Origin of the sequence: Reichenbachiella sp. (assembly GCF_965223055.1) — a bacterium.
Classification (GTDB): domain Bacteria; phylum Bacteroidota; class Bacteroidia; order Cytophagales; family Cyclobacteriaceae; genus Reichenbachiella.
In genome coordinates, this window is sequence record NZ_CBDCVM010000010.1 from 120,043 (window position 1) to 141,393 (window position 21,351).

Annotated in this window: 21 protein-coding genes; 18 read left to right on the forward strand and 3 right to left on the reverse strand. The window is 40.0% G+C overall.

All coding sequences use genetic code 11. The features are described from left to right. Positions 1-61 precede the first annotated feature (61 nt). From corA to ACOQO5_RS08420, 7 genes are all read left to right on the forward strand, one after another. The gene (gene corA, locus ACOQO5_RS08390) at positions 62-1,069 is read left to right on the forward strand and encodes a magnesium/cobalt transporter CorA (protein ID WP_420581242.1); all 1,008 of its coding nucleotides are present in this window, start codon (positions 62-64) and stop codon (positions 1,067-1,069) included. Between the two features lie 103 nt (positions 1,070-1,172). Next, positions 1,173-1,847 (forward strand): HAD family hydrolase, encoded by a 675-nt coding sequence (locus ACOQO5_RS08395; RefSeq protein WP_420581243.1) that lies wholly within the window; start codon positions 1,173-1,175, stop codon positions 1,845-1,847. A gap of 94 nt (positions 1,848-1,941) precedes the next feature. After that, positions 1,942-3,591 carry a glucose-6-phosphate isomerase gene (pgi, locus tag ACOQO5_RS08400; protein WP_420581244.1) on the forward strand — a complete coding sequence of 550 codons (1,650 nt, stop codon included), beginning with the start codon at positions 1,942-1,944 and terminating at the stop codon, positions 3,589-3,591. 58 nt (positions 3,592-3,649) lie between these two features. Continuing rightward, a complete protein-coding gene (locus ACOQO5_RS08405; protein WP_420581245.1) occupies positions 3,650-4,015 on the forward strand; it encodes a methylglyoxal synthase in 366 nt (121 codons plus the stop codon). Between the two features lie 247 nt (positions 4,016-4,262). Continuing rightward, positions 4,263-5,516: a hypothetical protein gene (locus ACOQO5_RS08410; protein ID WP_420581246.1), complete on the forward strand. Its 1,254-nt coding sequence runs from the start codon at positions 4,263-4,265 to the stop codon at positions 5,514-5,516. Between the two features lie 25 nt (positions 5,517-5,541). Continuing rightward, positions 5,542-5,892 (forward strand): hypothetical protein, encoded by a 351-nt coding sequence (locus ACOQO5_RS08415; protein ID WP_420581247.1) that lies wholly within the window; start codon positions 5,542-5,544, stop codon positions 5,890-5,892. Between the two features lie 10 nt (positions 5,893-5,902). Continuing rightward, on the forward strand, positions 5,903-7,123 hold the full coding sequence (locus ACOQO5_RS08420; RefSeq protein WP_420581248.1) for a hypothetical protein: 1,221 nt from the start codon (positions 5,903-5,905) through the stop codon (positions 7,121-7,123). 5 nt (positions 7,124-7,128) lie between these two features. Here ACOQO5_RS08420 and ACOQO5_RS08425 read toward each other — a convergent pair whose 3' ends face one another. Next, positions 7,129-7,812, reverse strand: a complete 684-nt coding sequence (locus tag ACOQO5_RS08425) for a YggS family pyridoxal phosphate-dependent enzyme (RefSeq protein WP_420581249.1) — start codon at positions 7,810-7,812, stop codon at positions 7,129-7,131. Between the two features lie 118 nt (positions 7,813-7,930). Between ACOQO5_RS08425 and ACOQO5_RS08430 the strand changes: the two genes are divergently transcribed. The 6 genes from ACOQO5_RS08430 to ACOQO5_RS08455 all read left to right on the forward strand — a co-directional run bounded on the left by ACOQO5_RS08430 (position 7,931) and on the right by ACOQO5_RS08455 (position 15,837). Next, complete coding sequence (locus ACOQO5_RS08430; protein ID WP_420581250.1) at positions 7,931-9,499, forward strand: GH3 family domain-containing protein; 1,569 nt, start codon at positions 7,931-7,933, stop codon at positions 9,497-9,499. Between the two features lie 109 nt (positions 9,500-9,608). Further along, a complete protein-coding gene (locus ACOQO5_RS08435; protein WP_420581251.1) occupies positions 9,609-11,366 on the forward strand; it encodes a DUF1800 domain-containing protein in 1,758 nt (585 codons plus the stop codon). Positions 11,367-11,376: 10 nt separating this feature from the next. After that, positions 11,377-13,098, forward strand: a complete 1,722-nt coding sequence (locus ACOQO5_RS08440; protein ID WP_420581252.1) for a DUF1501 domain-containing protein — start codon at positions 11,377-11,379, stop codon at positions 13,096-13,098. A gap of 4 nt (positions 13,099-13,102) precedes the next feature. Next, entirely contained in the window at positions 13,103-13,972 is an 870-nt protein-coding gene (locus ACOQO5_RS08445; protein WP_420581253.1) for an outer membrane beta-barrel protein, read from the forward strand. A 6-nt stretch (positions 13,973-13,978) separates the two neighbouring features. After that, positions 13,979-15,181 carry a hypothetical protein gene (locus ACOQO5_RS08450; protein WP_420581254.1) on the forward strand — a complete coding sequence of 401 codons (1,203 nt, stop codon included), beginning with the start codon at positions 13,979-13,981 and terminating at the stop codon, positions 15,179-15,181. A 41-nt stretch (positions 15,182-15,222) separates the two neighbouring features. Next, complete coding sequence (locus tag ACOQO5_RS08455) at positions 15,223-15,837, forward strand: LysE family translocator (protein ID WP_420581255.1); 615 nt, start codon at positions 15,223-15,225, stop codon at positions 15,835-15,837. A gap of 7 nt (positions 15,838-15,844) precedes the next feature. On the opposite strand, the gene uvrB is transcribed toward ACOQO5_RS08455, so the two are convergent. Beyond that, positions 15,845-17,869 carry an excinuclease ABC subunit UvrB gene (uvrB, locus tag ACOQO5_RS08460; protein ID WP_420581256.1) on the reverse strand — a complete coding sequence of 675 codons (2,025 nt, stop codon included), beginning with the start codon at positions 17,867-17,869 and terminating at the stop codon, positions 15,845-15,847. 111 nt (positions 17,870-17,980) lie between these two features. Here uvrB and ACOQO5_RS08465 point away from each other — a divergent pair, with 111 nt between their 5' ends. From ACOQO5_RS08465 to ACOQO5_RS08485, 5 genes are read left to right on the forward strand one after another with little or no spacing between them, the layout of a single operon-like run. Beyond that, on the forward strand, positions 17,981-18,367 hold the full coding sequence (locus tag ACOQO5_RS08465; RefSeq protein WP_420581257.1) for a hypothetical protein: 387 nt from the start codon (positions 17,981-17,983) through the stop codon (positions 18,365-18,367). Then, a complete protein-coding gene (locus ACOQO5_RS08470; RefSeq protein ID WP_420581258.1) occupies positions 18,352-18,741 on the forward strand; it encodes a hypothetical protein in 390 nt (129 codons plus the stop codon). The genes ACOQO5_RS08465 and ACOQO5_RS08470 overlap by 16 nt, the downstream gene beginning before the upstream one ends. After that, positions 18,714-19,193 (forward strand): hypothetical protein, encoded by a 480-nt coding sequence (locus ACOQO5_RS08475; RefSeq protein WP_420581259.1) that lies wholly within the window; start codon positions 18,714-18,716, stop codon positions 19,191-19,193. Before ACOQO5_RS08470 ends, ACOQO5_RS08475 begins: the two co-directional genes overlap by 28 nt. A 12-nt stretch (positions 19,194-19,205) precedes the next feature. After that, a complete protein-coding gene (locus ACOQO5_RS08480; RefSeq protein ID WP_420581260.1) occupies positions 19,206-19,895 on the forward strand; it encodes a nitrilase-related carbon-nitrogen hydrolase in 690 nt (229 codons plus the stop codon). 55 nt (positions 19,896-19,950) lie between these two features. Beyond that, positions 19,951-20,163, forward strand: a complete 213-nt coding sequence (locus ACOQO5_RS08485; RefSeq protein ID WP_420581261.1) for a hypothetical protein — start codon at positions 19,951-19,953, stop codon at positions 20,161-20,163. Here the strand turns inward: ACOQO5_RS08485 and ACOQO5_RS08490 are convergent, their stop codons facing one another. Further along, positions 20,164-21,318, reverse strand: a complete 1,155-nt coding sequence (locus tag ACOQO5_RS08490) for an MFS transporter (protein WP_420581262.1) — start codon at positions 21,316-21,318, stop codon at positions 20,164-20,166. It lies immediately after the preceding gene. Between the last annotated feature and the right edge of the window lie 33 nt (positions 21,319-21,351).

Below are 21,351 nucleotides of genomic sequence, written 5' to 3' on the forward strand. Positions count from 1 at the left end.
GAGAGGTTAGATATTTGATTGTGGGGTATTTTATTATCTGCTCTTTATAAACCTGAGTACTATGAATGACACTATTGCTGATATAAATCTAACTATGCTTACACTTATTCAATACAACAAAACAGCACATTATAAGGAAGAAGGAATTACGGCTAAGGATGCGTTTCAGCAAATAGAAAAAACAAAGAAGATCTCATGGCTAGACATTGAAAGTCACGATCGGCAAATATTGGAGGAAGTCATTCAACTTAATGAATTTCATCCACTTACACTGGAGGACATATTGGTCGTAGAATCGTTGCCAAAATTTGAAGTGTTTGATGATTATATTTTCTTTTCAGCCAATATGCTATCCATAGATGCAGAAAATGTGATCAGTCAAGAGAAGATTAGCATTGTATTAAAGAAGAATGTGTTGATCACTTTTCAGGAGGGTTTGCCAGGAGATGTCTTCGATGAACTTCGCAATAAAATCAAAAGTGCTCTGGGTGTTATTCGTGCCAATCCAGTGGATTATCTGTTTTATCAGGTGCTCAATGCGATCGTTAGTAGTTATGCGCAAATTGCTGAAAAACTAAGGTTTGAAATAGAAGAACTTGAGGATCAGATATTAACCAATGACAACTATGATGTCATGAAGGAAGTAATCAATATCAAGAGAAATGTAAACCTGATCAGACGTCACACGTTGCCCTTGCTCGATGCCGTTACCAATATGAAAACGGAAGGAGCACAATTTTTGAGGAAGGCCAATCAGGCCTACTTACATGACCTTCAAGATCAAGTTAAAAACATCTTGGCTTTTTGTGACACCTCGCGAGAAATGTTGAGAGACATTATGGACCTACACCATACCAATCAAAACAATGAAATGAACCGTGTGATGAAAACCCTCACCATTGTGTCAGCTATTTTTATCCCGATGACCTTCATCGCAGGAATCTATGGTATGAATTTTCATATCATGCCTGAATTGGATTGGGAGTATGGATATTTTGGGGTGTTGTCCAGTATGGGAATCATTGGTGTTACGATCTTTTATATCCTGAAAAGGAAGAAATGGCTTTAGTTATAACGGATTTTTATGGTTTAGAATTTCAAGTATGACTTATAGAGTCATCTCCTTTCATTTGTTCAAATCTTCTCTAGCTTTGCCGCCTAATCCATAAGCAATGCTAGAAGCCGTAATATTTGATATGGATGGAGTCATCATGGACAGTGAGCCCATCCACTATGAAACAGAATTCGAAATTTTGAAACGTTTTGGTGTGACTGACTACCCGCAGTCAGAGCATGCCAAATATGTGGGCATGCGAACCTGGGATCTCTGGACCGGGCATATTGCTAAATATGGTCTGGATGCTACCGCAGAGGATTTGACCATAGAAGGCGATGAAGCTTATATTCGTGCCCTAAGAGAAAATGATTTTGACCCGATCGATGGCCTTTTAACGTTGCTAGATCGTATCAAAGCTAATGGTACAAAAATGATTGTAGCTTCTTCTGCTTCAAGAGAGAATATTAAATTGGTTTTAGATAAATTTGCCATCACCCATTACTTCGAAGGCTATGTGAGTAGCCAGGATGTAAAAAAGACAAAACCCAATCCTGATATTTTTTTATTGGCTGCAAAAACTTTGGATGTAAATCCGGAAAATTGTGTGGTCATAGAAGATGCTAAACATGGCGTACAGGCAGCTATTTCTGCAGGTATGAAATGTATCGGTTATCGCAATTTGAATTCTGGAAATCAGGATTTAAGTAAAGCTCATTTGATCATAGAATCTCATCATGACATTGACCTGAAAATGCTTGATGAATTGATTATTGATGCACTAAAACACTAATTTACATGGAGTCCATGTGACCATTACACACAATCTGCTTTTTGCAGTCTTTGTGAAGACTGGTACATGATACTCCCAATAGACTTTAACTAATATGTTTCCAAAAGTAAATCCCGCCGAAACCAAAGCGTGGGAATCCCTAGAAAACCATTACGAGGACATTTCGAAAGACCCAATCATCGATATGTTCGAAAATGATCCTGAACGATTCAGTAAATTCTCCATTCAGTGGAAGGACTTTTTGCTAGACTATTCTAAAAACATTTACTCGGACAAGACGCAAGATTTGCTGATGCAGTTGGCCAAAGACTGTCAATTGAAGGATGCGATAGAAGCCATGTTCGCTGGCGAAAAAATCAATGAGACCGAAAATAGAGCGGTGCTGCACACTGCGCTAAGAAGTAATAGTCAAGAATCGCTCGAAGTAGATGGCGTGAATGTTCGTCCGTTGATCCAAAAGGAGTTGGACAAGATGAAGACTTTCACTGGTAAGTTACATGCCGGAGAATTGAAAGGATTTGATGGGAAAGTGATTAAGAACATTGTGAACATCGGCATTGGTGGGTCTGACTTGGGACCTTATATGGTCACAGAGGCGTTAAAGCCATACCAAAAAGAAAATATTAATTCCTACTTCGTGTCGAATGTAGATGGCTCCCACCTACATCAGGTATTACAAAAAGTGGATGCTGCTGAAACGTTGTTTATCATCGCTTCTAAAACATTTACTACCCAGGAAACAATGACGAATGCCAATTCCGCGAAAGATTGGTTCATGGAAATTGCTAAAGATGAAAGTGCCATCGCTAAACACTTTGTTGCACTTTCTACTAACAAAAAGGCGGTAGAGGCCTTCGGTATCGATTCTGCCAATATGTTTGAATTTTGGGACTGGGTAGGAGGAAGATATTCCCTTTGGTCGTCCATCGGTATGTCTATCGCTTGCGCGATCGGATATGACAAATTTAGAGAGTTGCTGGATGGGGCAGAAGCCATGGATATTCACTTTCGTGAAACAGAATTTGAAAACAACCTTCCGGTAGTATTGGCTATGATGGGTGTTTGGTACAACAATTTTTTTGGTGCGGAGTCGCATGCCATCTTACCTTACGATCAGTATTTGCATCGATTTGCCAGCTACTTGCAGCAGGGAGACATGGAGAGCAATGGTAAATTTATTGACAGAAATGGAGAGCCAATAGCCATCCAAACTGGACAGATCATCTGGGGAGAACCAGGTACCAATGGTCAGCATGCATTTTATCAGTTGATTCACCAGGGGACTAAACTAATCCCATCGGACTTTATTGCAGCGGCACAGAGTCAGAATCCAATGAGCGATCATCATGAGAAACTTTTGGCCAATTTCTTTGCGCAAACTGAAGCGCTAATGAAAGGTAAAATGGAAGATCAGGTCATTGATGAATTGTTAAAGACTGGTATGGAAGAGGAGGATATCGATGCTCTGTTGCCTTTCAAAATATTTGAAGGTAATCAGCCAACGAATTCAATCTTAATTAAAAAAATCACTCCTTTTAACCTCGGTGCCCTAATCGCCATGTATGAGCACAAAATATTTGTGCAAGGCGTCATTTGGAATGTATTCAGTTTTGATCAGTGGGGAGTGGAACTTGGCAAGCAGCTGGCAGGTCAAATATTGCCTGAACTTCAAAACGACGAAAAAGTGAATACTCATGATGGATCGACTAATAGTTTGATCAATCAGTGGAAGGAGTGGAGATAAGTAGGATATAAACTTTCCTAAAGTTTATAACTTTAGGAAAGTTGTAATATATAAAAACATGAGACTAGCAGTAATTGCCCATGATGGAAAAAAAGCCGAAATGGTTGGCTTCTTACTTCAGAATAAGGATCGAATGGCCAAAGCCGATATAGTGGCCACAGGCACTACAGGGTCGCATGCCGAGAAGGCCGGGTTGAAAGTGAGAAAACTACTTTCCGGCCCTATGGGTGGAGATGCGCAAATTGCTACTATGGTGGCTGAGGGCAACATGGATCTCATATTCTTCTTTCGTGATCCACAGGGCAAGCACCCACACGAGCCTGATATCCAGATGCTAATGAGACTGTGTGATGTGCACAATATTCCATTTGCCACTAATCCTGCAGGAGCACAACTTCTATTGGATGGATGGCAAGCCGAGTAATCTTATTATTCTATTGGATGTAGCAAATACATGAATTTTGGTATTGAAAATTCTATGTAATTGCTCTAAATTGGCCGTATAAACCAAAACTAACCTACGATGAGCAACTTCTTTAAGTGGCTTTCGGGAAATTGGGTCAAGCCGACATTCCTGAAAGTGAACACAATTCCCGAATCGTTAACTGCGCCGAACTACTCTGGTATTCCCAGGTGTATATCTGATTTATTTCTCCTAAACCTTTACTAATATGACTGGAAGCGTTGCTTTGGATGTGGCCATTGGACTGGTGTTCATTTATTTATTGTATAGCTTATTGGCATCTCTGGTTGCTGAAATTTTTGCCACCGCCATCACGCTGCGAGCTAGAAATCTGAAAGAAGCTATCAATCGAATGATTAATGACGAATCGTCGAGTGAATTGTCCAAATTCCCTCGTCTAATGGAATTGATTAATTTCTTTCCGAAAGATTTTAAGGGAAACCTGATCGAACGATTTTATAATCATCAGGAAATCAAATATTTGGGTAGAAAAAGTAACCTAGGCCCATCGGCCATTCAAGCTGCCAATTTTGCTAAGGTTATTATGGATAATGTGAAAGCTCAGGCCTCAGTTGAGGGTGCTGGAGTTTCAGAAGTGGATAAAATAAAGTCTGGATTGCAACGTCTGGCCTTACCAACCACAGACCCAAACCATGTACCAGATACCGAGCGGATATTGGGTGTGTCAACCTCCGCGTATATATTGAGTGTGTTGGAGGACTGTGAGGTGTCCGTAACCAATGCGGAAGAACAGTTGTTGGCATTTAAATCTTCACTTGAAAGTTGGTTTGATCGTACCATGGAGCAGACTACTGAATGGTATCGACAGAGAATGCAAAAAATTCTCTTTGTAATCGGCTTTTTTATTGCCTGGGGTTTTAATGTGGATACGTTTTCAATTGTAAAGAAACTTTCTGTTGATACTAATGCAAGGGCCGAAATAGTGGATCTGGCCAGTGCTTATTTGGAAAACAACAGTTATGATAAATATGCTATCCTGTTACCAGATACAGTGCGGGTCAACAAGGATTCCACTGCGCTTAAACTCAGTAACAATGATTCTGTGTTGGTAGCCCGGTACAATGAACGGCTAGATTCATTGATGAATTTAAAACGTGAATTGATGAATGACATGGAGTCTGCCAATTCGATCTTAGGAATGGGTGTTTTTCTTCCAGATTCGCTACCCTTAGATACACTAGGTAGAATACAATTCCCGGCTCATGTAGTGGTAGATGCGGCCAACTGGGCCATTGGCCATTATTGTTCAGATAGTAAATATGTCCAAATTGACACTACTACAGAGTGGAGATATATTTTTGGATTGCTATTCAACTGGTTTCGATTTTTCGGTCTTGTCGTCACTGCCTTGGCCTTATCCTTAGGTGCTCCTTTTTGGTTCAATTTGCTCCACCGGCTGATGAATCTAAGAAAAGGCGCCACCGATCCTTCAGCAAAATAAAATTTATCATCTAAACTTAATCATAATGGCCAAATCTATCTATGACTATTATCTGCTCGATAAGAATGAGAGCCCGGTAAAACTTACGGTGTTTATTGGGCAAAATCAACAATGCACATCCAGGGTGACTATTGACGATGTTGAGGTGAAAACCGTGCACGAATCTTTCCAGCTAGAGTTAGGATCAAATCAGGATCTCATTGGCAAGGAATTAAGAATAAGATCACTTCTGACAGATATTCAGACTGACTTTGACTTGGTGAGCCAACAAGTGGTTCTTCGAGGGGGAGAGGAAAAGAAATCATGGGCATTGGAACAGGACTCTGATGACGGAGAAACTTACGTTTTTACAACAGTAATTGGCTTTTATGATTAAGAATAGAACTATGAAATATTTTCTAAGCCTAATTGTTTTACTGTCTTCATTATCTACAATGGCGCAGAATGATGACCAAGAGAAAGAATCGCTAGATTTAGAAATGCTTCAAGCACCCTCTTCGCCCGCAGCCAACTTGCTTGGCATATCTGATTCAGACATTCAAAAACCTTCAGATAGGAACGAATTGGTTGGGTTGATTAGACAATCCTCTGACGATTTTTCCTCTCTGCCGACCAGCTTTGCTTTCGATTACTCCCCCTTTAGGAAGGAGTTGAACGATTTCATGAATTATAATTCGAAAACCAATGAACATTATAACAATGTCAACCTTAAGTCTAACCTCAAGCAAAGTTTAGTGTTTTCTGTGGCTACGCAGTCGCTGGACTCGGCCAAAAATGACGTGGCCGTTTCTTCACAGCAATTTGGTTTGGGAATTAAACTTTCTCTGGCACGGGGTGATTTAGATAAAGACTTTCGTTCAAAAATTCTAAACATAAGAAAACTGAAGGAGGAAAAAATTCCGGTGTTGGATTCTATTGCCGCTGCGAGGGTGGAATTCGATTCAGAGATTCAACGGCTCAAGAAAGAAATGAGCTTGGAAATTTCTGAGCGAAATTTCAAAAGTGCAGATAGTCTTAAAAAAAGAATCGCAGTGCTATCAAACGTGATTAATGAGGAGGTGGAAAAGGAGTTCAATTCAACTTTTGCTCAAATTAAATCACTGACAGAAGGCCTTTCTTACGATAGGTTTGGTTTCAAATGGGATATAGCTGCGGGTATGGTATTAGATTTTCCAAATAGTAGTTTCGATGATGGAACATTGACAAAAGCGGGCATATGGACAGTTTTTGGTCATGAAGGACAAATTTCCGGAGCTTCTGTGCTGGGATTGGTTAGATACATGTACAATCCAAATAAAATCTATGCTGATGAGAATAATGCGAATATCCTCGAATCTGATGTTTCCACCGTAGATGTAGGAGCAAGGTTTATTATCGGTAATAAAAACAAACTTTCAGGAAGTTTGGAAGCAATCTATAGAAGTGCTTCTGTATCAGAAATTGAAAACTCCTGGAGATTTACACTCAACACCTCATATGAAGTGAGCAAGAATCAAAAATTGACTTTCATTTTTGGACGAGACTTCGACGGGACCATAACCAAAAACGGAAATGTAATAGCAGCTCTATCTTATGTCAGAGGGTTTGGCTCGAAGGTTCAGCTTTAATGAGTTTATTCTTTATTAGCGTAATTTCTGGCTCCAAAAATGGTACTGCCAATTCTTACCATCGTACTGCCTTCCTCGACAGCCATTTGGTAGTCACCACTCATTCCCATAGAAATTTCTTTAAAATCTAATTGGGGATGATTGTATTCGGATTTAATCGTTTGAAAAAAGGATTTCAATCCTGCGAATTCCTTTCTTACCTGAATTTGGTCAGGAGTATTCGTCGCCATGCCCATCAAGCCTACGATTACCACATGTTTAAATTCATCTAACAGACCCGATTTTAGAAACTCTTCAATTTCACTTTCACTAAACCCGAATTTGGTGCTTTCTGCTGCAATATGCACTTGTAACAAGCATGGGATGACTCGATCATTTTTCCGGCCTTCTTTATTAATTTCTTTGAGTAGTTTGATAGTATCTACGCCATGAATGAGGTGTACAAATGGAGCAATGTACTTCACCTTATTTCGTTGCAGATGACCAATCATGTGCCATTCAATATCTTTAGGTAAGTCTGCGGCTTTATCTACCAGCTCCTGTACTTTGTTTTCACCAAAAGCCCTGTGCCCGTTCTCATAAGCTTCAATAATTAACTTATTGGGTTTGGTTTTACTCACAGCAATAAGTTTGGCTTGGGTGTTTTCTAATTCTTTATTTATGGATTGTATTTGATCTACGACCGACATAATGATTACTTGATTTCTTAATCGTGAATTAACAAAATAACAATTAACTTAGAATAGTTCAGTGGATTATTTCTGCTAATTTGATGAATCAATAATTTCAATCTGATGTTCAGCTCAAATGGCTATATTAGGGACATTGCTCAAACGTGGTATTAGGCTCAGAGAGAGTTTAGAACAAGATTATACCTCTCCCTTTGATCTTCAGAAGGCTGAACTGAGAAAACTATTAATCGCAGCAAAGGAGACTTACTTCGGCCGATATCATTATTTTAAAACCATATTGAACGGTTTTAAAGAACAGGATCAGAACCTCTTCTATAGTTATTTCAAGAGCAATGTACCGATACACGATTACAACAGCATCAGTGAAGAATGGTGGTCTAAGTCTAGAGAAGGGATAAAAGGAGTGTGTTGGCCAGGCAAAGTGAAATATTACGCCTTGAGCTCTGGTACTTCAGGCGCACCTTCTAAATACATTCCTGTGACTAAGGAGGCACTGAAATCTATGCAGAAAGCGGGTGTGCGCCAGTTGCTGGCCTTGTCCAAGTTAGAGATTGATTCTAAGTATTACGAAACTCACATTTTGATGGTAGGAGGAAGTACTGACTTGAAGTTCAATGGAACCTATTTCGAAGGCGACCTTAGTGGAATAACTACTGGACAGATTCCAATTTGGTTGCAAGGAATTGCCAAGCCTGGAAAGCGAATTGCTAAGGCTTCAGATTGGGATACCAAATTGGAAGAAATGGTGCATAAGGCCAAAGATTGGAATGTGGGTGTATTGGTTGGGGTGCCTTCATGGATACAATTGTTGTTAGAAAAGATAATTGCGCACTATAAGGTGCAGACCATACACGACATCTGGCCAAACTTGAAAATATTTGTTCATGGTGGTGTGTCATTTAAACCTTATAAAAGAGGTTTTGAGAAGCTTCTAGGAGAGTCCATCCATTATATGGAAACCTATTTGGCATCGGAAGGATTCATAGCCTTTCAGGATAAACCCAATCATTCTGCCATGAAATTGATTTTGAACAATGGGATTTTTTATGAATTCATTCCTTTTACTAATCGCAACTTTGATAGGAACGGTCAGTTAGAGAAAGACCCTGAAACCATCAACATAAAAGAAGTAAAAGAGAGACAGGAGTATGCCTTGTTGATCAGTACCAACGCAGGAGCCTGGCGGTATTTAGTTGGTGATGTGATTGAGTTTACAAATAAAAAAGAAGCAGAGATTATTATCAAAGGTAGAACCAAACACTTTTTGAGTCTTTGTGGGGAACACTTGTCATTGGACAATATGAATGAGGCACTAGAATTGACTGCTAGCCAGCTGGAAATAACCGTCAAAGAATTCACAGTTTGTGGAGAATCATTTGATTCACTCTTTGCTCATCGGTGGTATATTGGAACAGATGATCCTGTGAACAAAGGTAGGTTTAGAAAGCAGCTAGACAAGAACCTTAAACAACTAAATGACGATTATCGTGTAGAACGACATGCAGCGCTTAAGGAATTATTCGTTGAATTTCTTCCTTCATCCATATTTTATTCCTGGATGCGAAGTCAAGGTAAGGAAGGAGGGCAACATAAATTTCCCCGTGTATTAAATGCTGAGCGGCAAAAAAGCTGGAATCAGTTTATTGCAAGTAAGACTAGGGTGACGATCTCTAAGGTTAAATAAAAAATCTACAAATAGTTATATTATTTCTTAGCATAGTTCGTTTTGAATCATATTTAAGATAATATTGTATTAGGCATTTGGCCTACTTTGAAACTATAAATAACCCGCTATGCCACTAACCGCTTTGGCTGGAACGCTTGGAAGAAAGCGAGCCGCACATTTGCTCAGAAGAGCTACCTTCGGAGCGACTAAAGCACAAATTGATCAGGTGGCGGCTTTGACCGCCAGTGAAGCGATGGACTTGTTGTTCATCACGGATGGACTACCAGATCCTGAACTACCGATAGATCCTGCTACAGGCGAGGAGTGGATTACTACGCCAAGGACAGACGCCAACACAAGTGATAGAGGGTTGAATGGTTTTTTAAAATCATGGCACTTTGGACAGCTACTTGCCTTAGGAGTATCAGATGATCAGGCTTTGTCGTACGCTAATCGTGAAAAAATTACTTTTTTATTACATACCATTTTCACGACGATAGAATCTAAAGTAGCTAATAGTACGTCGATCTATTACCAAAATGCGTTGTTTAGAAAATTTAGTTTCGATGATAATGGTGATCCAGAATTCAATTTTAAGACTTTATCAAAAAAGGTTTGTGTAGAGAATGCCATGTTGCGTTTTCTAGATGGTGATACTAATGTATTAGGGAGCCCAAATGAAAATTTTGGACGTGAGTTTTTAGAGCTATTCTCAATTGGCAGAGGGTTAGAAGGGTCTCTGTCCGCTTTGCCTGCCCCAGGTGATTATTTTAATTATACCGAACAAGATGTACAAGCAGCGGCTCTGGTATTTTCCGGATTCAATATTGATGATACTTTCAGTAATATTGATGAAGATACGGAGTTGCCCCGTGGAGTGGTTCGTGGAGGAACCATCGCTTCTTCTCATGATAATTCTACCAAGCAATTCAGTTACCGATTCAATGATGCTACAGTTATTCCCAATCCAGATTTACTTCAAGGAGGCTCGCCTACAGAAGAAAGTGCATTAGATGAGATAGATCAACTGGTAGAAATGATCTACGGAGTATCTGAAGAAGCTGCACGAAATATTTGCAGAAAAATTTACCGATTCTATGTTTACTATGACATAGATCAAGCCTTGGATGATGATATCATCGACAACCTAACACAGACTTTTATTAATAGTGGTTATAAGTTACAACCAGTACTGATGGATTTGTTCCAGAGCGAGCATTTTTATGAGGATGGAGCAGGGACTGATAATGACCATTTTGGTTCTATCATTAAATCTCCTTTGGACCTTACATTAGGTGCACTGAAAATGCTGGAAGTCACTATTCCGGATTATACAACCGACTTGGAGAATTACTACATATTCATGGGTAATATCCAGCAGTCTATGAACAGTCATGGGATGGTGTATTATGAACCAGCTGAAGTAGCTGGCTATGCAGCCTATCATCAGTTTCCCATTTTTAATAGAAGCTGGATTTCTACTAATTACTTGGCAGAGCGTTATCAATTTGCTCAGCAATTAGTTGACAATATGAATGCAGACGATCCTGGCCATGTAGGTGTGGATGTGGTTCAGTTTGTAAAGGACAACTTTTCGGCAGTAGCCGCTGATGCGAATGACTTGATCATTGAATTGTGTAGATATTTCCTTCCAATGAATGATAATTTGACCTTTGATGCGGCTGGTGATGACTCATCTGAAATCACTGCTGAACGTTTGAACTATTTTTTAATGGCCTTTCTATACTCTCCGCAGATTGACTCCGATCCTGAAGGGTCTTGGAATTTTAGATGGACTAATTTAGAAGACGGAGAGGTGGTTGAAACACAATTGAAGAATCTTTTCAACGCCATCTTACAATCACCAGAATACCAACTCTCTTAACCCCAGCGTAATGAAAAGAAGAAAATTCCTAAAGAAAATCCCATTAGCTGCTGGAGTACCTTTTGCCATCAGTGGTGTACCCATTAACCTCATTGCCAAAAACAGTTATTTCCAGCAAATGGCGGCAAGTAGCACTAATGACAGAGTTATTGTCATTCTTCAACTTTCGGGAGGTAATGATGGAGTGAATACAATTATTCCAGTGGATCAATATGATCAATACTACAACCGCCGAGCTAACATAGCAATTCCTGCAAATAATGGTGCTCGAAGATACATTCCGCTGGATAGTACCCTAGCCTTAGAAGATCAAATCGGGTTGCATCCTGACATGCAAGGAGTGAAAGACCTGTATGATCGTGGCCGAATGGCCATTGTACAAGGCGTGTCCTATAAGAATAACAATGGGTCCCACTTCCGTGGAAGAGATATTTGGAACATGGGTGGTGGCGTAGACGACTTTTATTCTTCAGGCTGGGTGGGACGCTACCTACAGAGCCAATATGCTCCCCAAGTTTACCCTGATGATTTTCCGAATGAAAGCATGCCAGACCCATTGGCAATTGAACTGGGAAGTGATGTTTCTCTGGTTTTTCATCAGCAAGGAAATATTCCTTCTTCAATTTCACTAGGAGGTAATCCCCAAGGTTTTGCTAATTTGATAGAAAACCTGGACGGGTTTATTGATCAGGGGACTGACCCTAGAGGTCGTCCACCAGAATACTTGCTAGATTCTCCCTACTATAAAGAAATGAATTGGATACTGGGGTTAGAGGATAAGTCAGAAGACTATGCAGCCAGGCTATTAGAAATTTACAATAATGCGACAGCGACATCAGTCACTTATCCAGAAGTATATCCATACAATGCACCAGATGGTGCAAAAAGAAATAGACTCACACCACAGTTACAATTGGTAGCAAGATTGTTAGATGGAGGAGGGCCTGGGTTAGGTGCCAAAACCAAGGTGTTTCTCGTTAAAGTGGGAGGCTTCGATACACATGCCGATCAGGTAGAATCTTACGATCCCACCATGGGTAATCATGCGTCTCTGCTTTATCACATCTCGTCAGCTATGAAGTCTTTTCAGGATGATTTGAGAGCCAGAGGCATCGAAGATCGAGTGCTTACGGTAACTATGTCGGAATTTGGTAGAAGAATTGGGTCAAATGGAAGTTATGGAACCGATCATGGTACGGGTGGTCCGATGTTCATTTTTGGCAAAGGAGCTAATGCTGGGGTCTATGGAACAAACCCAGACATGACTGCAAACAATGTAGGCATGCAGTACGATTATCGTCAGATCTATGCCAGTATTTTAGAAGACTGGATGCAGGTAGATAAGAACGTGATAACCAATGATATCTTCTTCAATAACTACATAGATGGAACGAATGATGACGGTGAAGCTGTAGAAAAGGTAGAAGTATCTAAATCTGTGATTGATGGAGTAGAAGATTTCATTACGCATCGTTTCCATTTAAAAGAGTGCTACCCTAATCCAGCAATAAATGAAACAAAGATTGGATTTTACCTCAATAGCCCAGCTCAGGTCAGTCTTCGACTGTATGATAACAAAGGTAAACTCATAAAGCATATTTTACAGGAACAAAAGACCATCGGAGAGCATGAGGTAATGCTGGATGTTTCACAGCTCAAGCCGGGAACCTACATATATCGCATTGACGCCGGATTACTAAAAGACTCAAAAAAACTAATTGTTAAGAACTAAACTTATGAATCGCTTATTTCGATTGTTATTACTTTTTTGTTTGCTATTTGCCTTCGATGGCATGGCACAGCGAAAAGGACAACCTAAAAAACCACCCAATCCTCTCAAACAGTTTTTACAAACACAGTTTTGGATTGGATTGAAGGGAGGACCTAATTTGACAAAAGCAAATCCTTCACATCGCTATTCAACTTTTGAAGGTCTTGATTTTTTGGATGAAGAATTAGAGAAAGATTACGACAATTTTAAAACGCTAGGATCACAAGTCGGATTAGAGTTTGTGTTTTATCATCGTGGTTTTTCTGTGGCTTTCTTCCCGAATTATGCGACGTACAATTTTATTTACCGCAATTCTTATACTTATGAATCTGCGAGCCGTCCGGATGACATGGTGATACTCAATTACGAACAGAAAAATCATCTGAATTACATTGACTTACCCTTGATGTTCAAGTATGATATTCTCCAAGAAAAGGTAAGGCCATTTGTACAGATAGGTGCTTATTATAGCCGGTTACTTGATGCAAATAAGGAAGTAAAGATCGAAAATAATGACATGGCTGCAGGAGCCGTTCAACCCTATCGGCCACCAGCTATTATCGTTGGAGCCAAGGATGTTTTCATTGAATCGTCCTTTGGTATTATGGCTGGGGTCGGTGTTCACTATGACCCTGGTAATATTCGACTCTCTTTAGACATTAATTACCGATATGGGTTGAACAATATTGCAAGCGCATCAAATAGGTATTCTGAAAATCGACTGGCTGCATCTGGTGATGCGATGGATGATCTTACCATAGACAACATCACCATGAATGTTGGTGTTTTTTTTCCGATGCGTTTTATTAGTAAAAGTTTTAATTCTGATTTTTAATCTCTTATGAAAAGACAATTAATTAATCTGTTTTTGGGTGTGGCTGTCGTATGGGCAGTTTCATCCTGCGACATAAGAGATAATAAGGATGTAAATCCGGCCGACTCTTTTTTGAGAATATATGACAGTCATCAATTCGACCATGCTATTGGTCCAGTGGATGTTGCTCAGACCAGTGAAAACGGTTATTTGTTACTGGGTAATTATAGAAGAGATGATACTGATTTTTTGGGCACCTATATAGCAAGTACGGATGAAAATGGACACTTTATTAGAAATACATATATGCGTGACAATAATGTTCACCCAGTTGGAGAGTTTCTAATGCTTGGTGGTCAGCATTATTTCGTAAGTATGGATGCTGTTAGTCTTCAAGCTTACTTGAATCACGTAGATGATTCAGCTCGTGTAGTGAGCACCATCGGGATTGGTGTTACCTATCCTATGTTTGCGAAAAATGATGGAGATGACCAGTTCGTTCTGTTGAGTTACAATTCAGTGGACAGGACTACCGAAGTTTCTGTAGTGAATGTAGATGGTACTATCCTTCAACAAAGTGCTTTTGGTATTGGAGCCGGACAGGAAGTGGAAGAGCCAATCATTGACCATTTTACTCGGACAGGAAGAGAGCTACCATTTTTCGCTGGAAGAATGGAAAATGGTACGTATTATGCCAATGGATTTTACAATTATACGTTGTCCTTGCTTTTTACAGATCTTAGTGACAATTCACCACGAGGTGTCGTACAAGGACAACAGGATCAAGGGGGTATCAGTGCATTGCTTCCTTTGAACGGTGATAATTTCGCGTTGTCTAGGTTCAACTATGGAGATCAATTTGCTTCCAGTATGGCTACTTTGAATACTTCAGGAACCACTTCAGCTAACGATATAAACAGCCACCCAATGTTGGAGTGGGTAGTGGATGGAAAAGTGAAAATTACATCTTTAGAACTCAATAGTTCTGTTTACACATTGATTGCTACAACTGCCAAAAGTCAACAGATTGTGCTTCATTTTTATGACAACACTGGCGCCTATGTTGGAGTCGACTATTTGGGGTTTTCTAGTCCATATCAGCTAGGAGCCATACGAGTTACTGCTGACAATGGATTAGCTATATTGGGGTCAACACAAGTGGCTGGTAAATTTCAAAGGATGTGCCTATTCAAAAAATCTGAAGCCGAGTTGAGCGCTATAGTTCAATAGTTAGTGTTAAATTGGTCAATGATAAGCAAACGTTATAAACTTTGATTGCATACTTGATTGGCCTGTCGGCGGGTTTGGTGCCTGCGCTTTCTACTGGCCCTGTTTTTCTCACATTGGTTCAGAATGCCATTGATCATGGATTTAAAAAAGCCATCTATTTTATAGTCGGCGTAGCTCTGACTGATACTTCTATTATCTTATTGACCTGGCTGGGTTTGAGTCAGATTTCAGATGGGAGTGAACCGCCAGCAGAATTATCGATAGGTGGTGGGCTTTTGCTAATCCTGTTTGGGCTGGTCTTTATATTCAAAAAGGAAAAAGAACAAAAACCAACAGCACCATCATCCACTCATTTACAGAAGTTTGGTTTGTTTACACAGGCCATCATGCTCAATGCTATTAACCCTATCATTTGGGGTTTTTGGGCAGCAATATCCAATTACGCCATCACTGAATTTAATGACAATTCTAGTGAGCTATTGTTCTTTGCCGGAGTATTGAATATGGTATGGGTAACAGATGTGCTCAAGGCATATTATGCACAAAAGTTGAATAAATACTTGAATGAAAAGTTTAAAAGGTATTTACGAATAGGCATCGGATTGATCCTGACAATTCTTGGATTGAAGTTGATTGTGGAGTTTTTGATTTTGTAGTAGATTATTACTTTTCAGTCTTTAGTTTCTCAAGTGCGAGCATTTCATCTCGCAATCTGGCGGCTTCCATAAAGTCGAGATCCTTTGCTGCCTTCTCCATAGATTTTTTCGTCTTCTCTATCATCTTTTCTATGCCTTCTTTATCCATGTAAGCTACCACTGGGTCAGCTGCAATATCTGCCGTTTCAGATTCAATATAGGGTTTAGGTCGGGTCGCTTTCTTAGAGTCAGCCACAGAGGTTTGCTCCATGATAGCTTCTTTTGATTTTTTGACTGTGGTAGGTGTAATGCCATGCTTTTCATTGTAGGCGATCTGAATACCTCGCCTTCGATTGGTTTCGTCTATGGCTACCTGCATGGAACCTGTTATTTTGTCTGCATACATGATCACCATACCACGTTCGTTTCGCGCGGCTCTCCCTATAGTTTGAACTAAAGATCTTTCGTTTCTTAGGAATCCCTCTTTGTCCGCATCGATAATAGCCACCAATGATACTTCAGGTAAGTCCAGTCCCTCTCTCAATAAGTTTACTCCAACTAACACATCAAAGACACCTAACCTCAGTTCTCTAAGTATTTCTACCCGGTCCAATGTATCCACTTCAGAGTGAATGTATCTTGTCTTTACGCCAGCATTTATCAAGTATTTGGAGAGTTCTTCAGCCATTCGTTTGGTCAGTGTAGTGACCAGTACTCTTTCTTCTAGTCGGACCCGCTCATCTATTTCATCCATCAAATCATCAATCTGATTTAGACTTGGTCGTACTTCTATAATAGGATCCAGGAGACCGGTCGGTCGAATGACTTGTTCCACAACTACACCTTCGGATTTTCTGAGTTCATAATCTCCAGGAGTTGCACTTACATAAACACTTTGGCCGACCATGCCTTCAAACTCATCAAACGTCAATGGTCGGTTGTCCATGGCCGATGGTAGTCTAAAGCCATGATCTACCAGATTTACTTTCCTGGCGCGATCACCACCCCACATGGCTCTTACCTGAGGTAGAGTGACATGACTTTCGTCAATGATCATCAAGAAATCATCAGGGAAGTAGTCTAACAAACAGAAGGGACGTGCGCCTTGCTGACGTTGATCAAAATAGCGGGAGTAGTTTTCAACCCCGGAGCAGTATCCCAATTCACGCATCATTTCAATATCAAATTCGGTGCGTTCTTTTAGTCTCTTGGCCTCAAGAAACCTTCTTTCTTCTTCAAAATATTGTACCTGTTTCACCATGTCATCCTGAATCTGATTGATGGCTTGGTGGAGTAGATCTTTACCTGTCACAAATAGGTTGGCTGGGAAGATGGTGACAATTTTTTCATCTGACAATTTTTTTCCTGTTAGGGGTTCAATGCGCTGAATAGTTTCAATTTCATCTCCCCAGAAAATGATACGGTATGCAAAGTCACCATATGCAATGAAAATGTCAACGGTGTCTCCTTTCACTCTAAAGTTTCCACGTTTGAAATCGGCTTCAGTTCTACTGTATAAAATATCTACAAACTTGAAAAGTAATTGGTTTCTCGAAATCTGCTGCCCTACTTCCAAAGTCACAAGGTTTTTGCCAAACTCTTCTGGATTGCCTATACCATAAATGCAGGAAACGGAGGCTACAACGATTACATCTCGTCTGCCAGTTAAAAGGGAAGAAGTGGCGGCTAAACGAAGTTTTTCAATTTCCTCATTAATACTTAGATCTTTTTCAATGTACAAGCCTGTAGTGGGGAGAAAAGCTTCCGGTTGGTAATAGTCATAATAGCTGATGAAATATTCCACGGCATTTTCTGGAAAAAACTGTTTTAACTCACCATAGAGCTGTGCAGCCAATGTTTTGTTATGACAAAGAACAAGTGCCGGGCGATTGGTTTTAGCAATTACGTTCGCCATCGTAAAGGTTTTACCGGAACCGGTAACTCCTAAAAGCACTTGTGATGGTTCTCCGTTGTTAAGTCCTTCGGATAACTCGGCAATGGCTTGAGGTTGATCACCTGTTGGAACGTATTCTGAAGTGAGTTTGAAATCCATAAGCGTAAATATCGACTAGTCTATACGGATGAACAAATCAAAAGTGGCGCTGATCAGTAGTTCTTTCTGTATTTCTAATTATTTTGAGAATTGTTGTAGAACCATGAATATATGATTGAAAACTTACTGATCACTTTTGTGTCAATCGGTGTAATACTGCTTTTGTTTATTCCGGGCTGGACGAAATCAGATATTTGGTTGGCTACACTTACTCCTTTGGCTTCCATCATTGGTAGTGGTTTTTTGATTTTGGGACCATTGTTGCAAAATTCTCTTGGAACAAATGCGCTTTGGGGAATGTTTTTTTTATGTGTTGCAGCCTATCTCATAGGTTATGTTATTCGATTCAATATTCAGTATGTAGAAGACGAATTGCAATCCCCAAATACTGCAAGAGGTATTAAAGTCACAGAGAAATTGGGTGACATTTCATTGGTATTAGCTTACGTGGTATCCATTACTTATTACTTGAATTTTATTTGGTGCGTTTTTTATTAAAGCATTTGATCGTACGGATAATATTTGAGCAAAAGATTGTTTCAACGATTGTTATTGCTTTTATCGGGTTTTTTGGTTTGTCAAAGGGGTTAGACTTTTTGGAAAAACTAGAAAAAGTAAGTGTGAGAATAAAGCTGTCTATTATTGGAGGTTTACTCTTTGGCCTAATGATATATAATGGGGAATTAGCTGCAAGTGGTGAATGGGTATTGAAAGAGCCTCATTTAACGTTTACATGGAACAGCTTTGCTATTTTGGTTGGTTTGATTATTACAGTTCAAGGGTTCGAAACTTCTAGGTTTTTAGGAGAAAAGTATGATCAAAAAACTAGAATAAAATCTATGAAATGGGCCTCAGTGGATATCCCACAATGATTTATGTTCTATACATAGGCTTTTCGCTAGTCAACTATATAGGCCCTTCGTCTGGAGAAGCATCCGAAACAGCCATTATTGATCAAAGTAGAGTAATAGCCTCATGGCTTCCTATTCTGTTGATCATTGCGGCTCTAGCGGCTCAATTTAGCGCGGCTGTTGCGGATACAAATGGCGGTTCTGGACTAACAGTAGAAGTGACGAATGGTTTTGTGAAAAGTAAAATAGGAATTTTCTTAATTTGTCTTTTAGGGCTAGGGCTCACGTGGCTTTTTGATATATTTCAAATAATTGCATTGGCATCAAAAGCTTTTGCGATCTTCTATAGTATTCAGTGTTTGTCAGCCATTCAAATGGCTTTTAAAAACAAATATTGGTTAAAGCTCTTACTATTTTTTGTTGTTTTTGTGCTTTGCCTTTTAGTCATTTTTGTTGGAGTTCCAGCAGAGTAAAAAGATGTAAATATGATGAGTGGTATAAATTTATTAAAAGTTGGTATTGCGCAGATTGCACCAGTTTGGTTGGACAAAAAAGGAACATTGGATAAAATCTATGCGTCTGTTGAAGCCGCAGCAAAGGAGTCTTGCGAATTGGTGGTCTTTGGAGAAGCACTGTTACCTGGTTATCCGTTTTGGATTGAACTCACAGATGGAGCAAAGTTTAATTCTAAGGCGCAAAAAGAGCTACATGCCCATTACATTCGTCATGCTGTCGAAATAGAAAAAGGTGACTTGGAAGTACTTTGTGAAATGGCTAAGAGCAATGAGTTATCTATCTATTTAGGTACCATAGAAAGAGCAGCCAATAGAGGAGGGCACAGTTTATATTGCTCATTGGTATACATCAATCAGGAAGGAAGTATTCAGTCCGTCCACAGGAAACTACAGCCTACTTATGAAGAGCGACTTTCCTGGGCACCTGGTGATGGGCATGGATTGCAGGTTCATTCTTTAAAGGAGTTCACAGTTGGTGGATTGAACTGTTGGGAGAACTGGATGCCACTCTCAAGAACCGCATTGTATGGTCAAGGCGAAAATTTGCACGTTGCGGTTTGGCCAGGGAATGAAAAGAATACTTTTGATATTACTAAATTCATAGCTAAGGAAGGAAGGTCATTTGTGATTTCCGCTTCTGGTTTGATGAAAAAAAACTGATATTCATGAAGGTATTCCACATTATGAGGAGATCATAAAGAATGCGCCTGATGTCATGGCCAATGGAGCTTCTTGTATTGCGGGTCCTGATGGAGAATGGGTAGTTCCTCCTGTGTTGCATGAAGAAAAACTAATTACAGCTACCCTGGATTTTAACTGGGTATTAGAAGAACGACAGAATTTCGATGTAGCCGGTCACTACTCTCGGCCAGACATCACACAACTATCTGTAAACAGGGACAGACAGGGCATTTTAAAGCAGGATTAGCTATTTACTTCTTATAATGGCTAGTAGAGGAATGATAAGCAGTGGAATAGTAGTAAGAAGCATACTTTCCCAACCCAGGGCATGAACAACAAAACCGGCAGATAATGCTGCCGTAGCTTGCGTTCCAAAAATCATAAACTCATTCAATGCTTGAACTTTGAATCGTTCGTTGTTGGCATAGGCCTGTGGTAGGAGTGTTGTTCCTCCAATAAAGAGGAAGTTCCACCCAATGCCTAACAGCACTAAAGAACCCCAGTAATGACCCACATGATGCCCAGAGTAGGCTATGCCTATGCAAATTGCAAAGGCTGCAATACCAGTGAGCATCATAGTTTTGATTCCAATCTTTTTGATAATCCATGCAGTCACTAAGCTTGGTAAAAACATGGCGACGATATGACTTTGTATGACCCATTTAGTGTCTGCTAAGGAGTGACCATCCATGACGTGCATACTGACAGGTGTAGCTGTCATGATAAAACTCATCACTGCATAGCCCATCATGGCACAAAGTACAGCCGTCCAAAAAATAGGTTGTTTGATGATCTCACTTAACCGCCTTCCCGGTACTGTGTTTTCTTCTTTTGTAGGTTTTACATTTTCAAAAAAAGAAATAATGACAAACCCTAAAACAAATAAGACTGCTAAAAATAAAAATGAACCGGCGAACGGTTGCTCTAGAATGTCCTTTCCATTGACGGCAATTTCAGGCCCAATGAATGCAGCAGCAATACCTCCTAAAAGTACCGTGGAAGCGGCATCTGGAATCCTGTCAGGTTTTACACTTTCCATGGCCGCAAACCGAAATTGATTCAAGGAGGCAACAGAAATACCGATTAGGCCCAGGCTGAGACAGAATAAATAAAAGGATTGCACATGGATGCTATAGGCTGCTAATAAAGAAATGAATATCGAAAATGTAATGATAGTAAGGAACGTCTTTTTTCTACCCCACTTTCTCATCAACAGAGCCACTGGTACTGTAGCTAGAGCGGTACCGATGATAATAGCTGCAACTGGTAAGGTAGCCAGGTTGGGAGAGGGAGCCAGGGTAGTGCCAACCAGGCCACCAACAAATACTACCAATGAACTGGCAGACATCATGAGGGCCAATCCTAGGGTAAGTACCCAAACATTTTTAGGAAGTGATAGCATGATAGTGTTATGTAGAGATAGGAGATACGTGAA

Coding starts and splice junctions, on each gene's coding strand:
- ACOQO5_RS08485 (WP_420581261.1), top strand. CDS start 19,951: ATGGCCAATGGAGCTTCTTGTATTGCGGGTCCTGATGGAGAATGGGTA.
- ACOQO5_RS08450 (WP_420581254.1), top strand. CDS start 13,979: ATGAAAAGACAATTAATTAATCTGTTTTTGGGTGTGGCTGTCGTATGG.
- ACOQO5_RS08490 (WP_420581262.1), bottom strand. CDS start 21,318: ATGCTATCACTTCCTAAAAATGTTTGGGTACTTACCCTAGGATTGGCC.
- ACOQO5_RS08395 (WP_420581243.1), top strand. CDS start 1,173: ATGCTAGAAGCCGTAATATTTGATATGGATGGAGTCATCATGGACAGT.
- ACOQO5_RS08425 (WP_420581249.1), bottom strand. CDS start 7,812: ATGTCGGTCGTAGATCAAATACAATCCATAAATAAAGAATTAGAAAAC.
- ACOQO5_RS08440 (WP_420581252.1), top strand. CDS start 11,377: ATGAAAAGAAGAAAATTCCTAAAGAAAATCCCATTAGCTGCTGGAGTA.
- ACOQO5_RS08465 (WP_420581257.1), top strand. CDS start 17,981: ATGATTGAAAACTTACTGATCACTTTTGTGTCAATCGGTGTAATACTG.
- ACOQO5_RS08405 (WP_420581245.1), top strand. CDS start 3,650: ATGAGACTAGCAGTAATTGCCCATGATGGAAAAAAAGCCGAAATGGTT.
- ACOQO5_RS08430 (WP_420581250.1), top strand. CDS start 7,931: ATGGCTATATTAGGGACATTGCTCAAACGTGGTATTAGGCTCAGAGAG.
- ACOQO5_RS08435 (WP_420581251.1), top strand. CDS start 9,609: ATGCCACTAACCGCTTTGGCTGGAACGCTTGGAAGAAAGCGAGCCGCA.
- ACOQO5_RS08410 (WP_420581246.1), top strand. CDS start 4,263: ATGACTGGAAGCGTTGCTTTGGATGTGGCCATTGGACTGGTGTTCATT.
- ACOQO5_RS08475 (WP_420581259.1), top strand. CDS start 18,714: ATGGGCCTCAGTGGATATCCCACAATGATTTATGTTCTATACATAGGC.
- uvrB (WP_420581256.1), bottom strand. CDS start 17,869: ATGGATTTCAAACTCACTTCAGAATACGTTCCAACAGGTGATCAACCT.
- corA (WP_420581242.1), top strand. CDS start 62: ATGAATGACACTATTGCTGATATAAATCTAACTATGCTTACACTTATT.
- ACOQO5_RS08415 (WP_420581247.1), top strand. CDS start 5,542: ATGGCCAAATCTATCTATGACTATTATCTGCTCGATAAGAATGAGAGC.
- ACOQO5_RS08445 (WP_420581253.1), top strand. CDS start 13,103: ATGAATCGCTTATTTCGATTGTTATTACTTTTTTGTTTGCTATTTGCC.
- ACOQO5_RS08420 (WP_420581248.1), top strand. CDS start 5,903: ATGAAATATTTTCTAAGCCTAATTGTTTTACTGTCTTCATTATCTACA.
- ACOQO5_RS08480 (WP_420581260.1), top strand. CDS start 19,206: ATGATGAGTGGTATAAATTTATTAAAAGTTGGTATTGCGCAGATTGCA.
- pgi (WP_420581244.1), top strand. CDS start 1,942: ATGTTTCCAAAAGTAAATCCCGCCGAAACCAAAGCGTGGGAATCCCTA.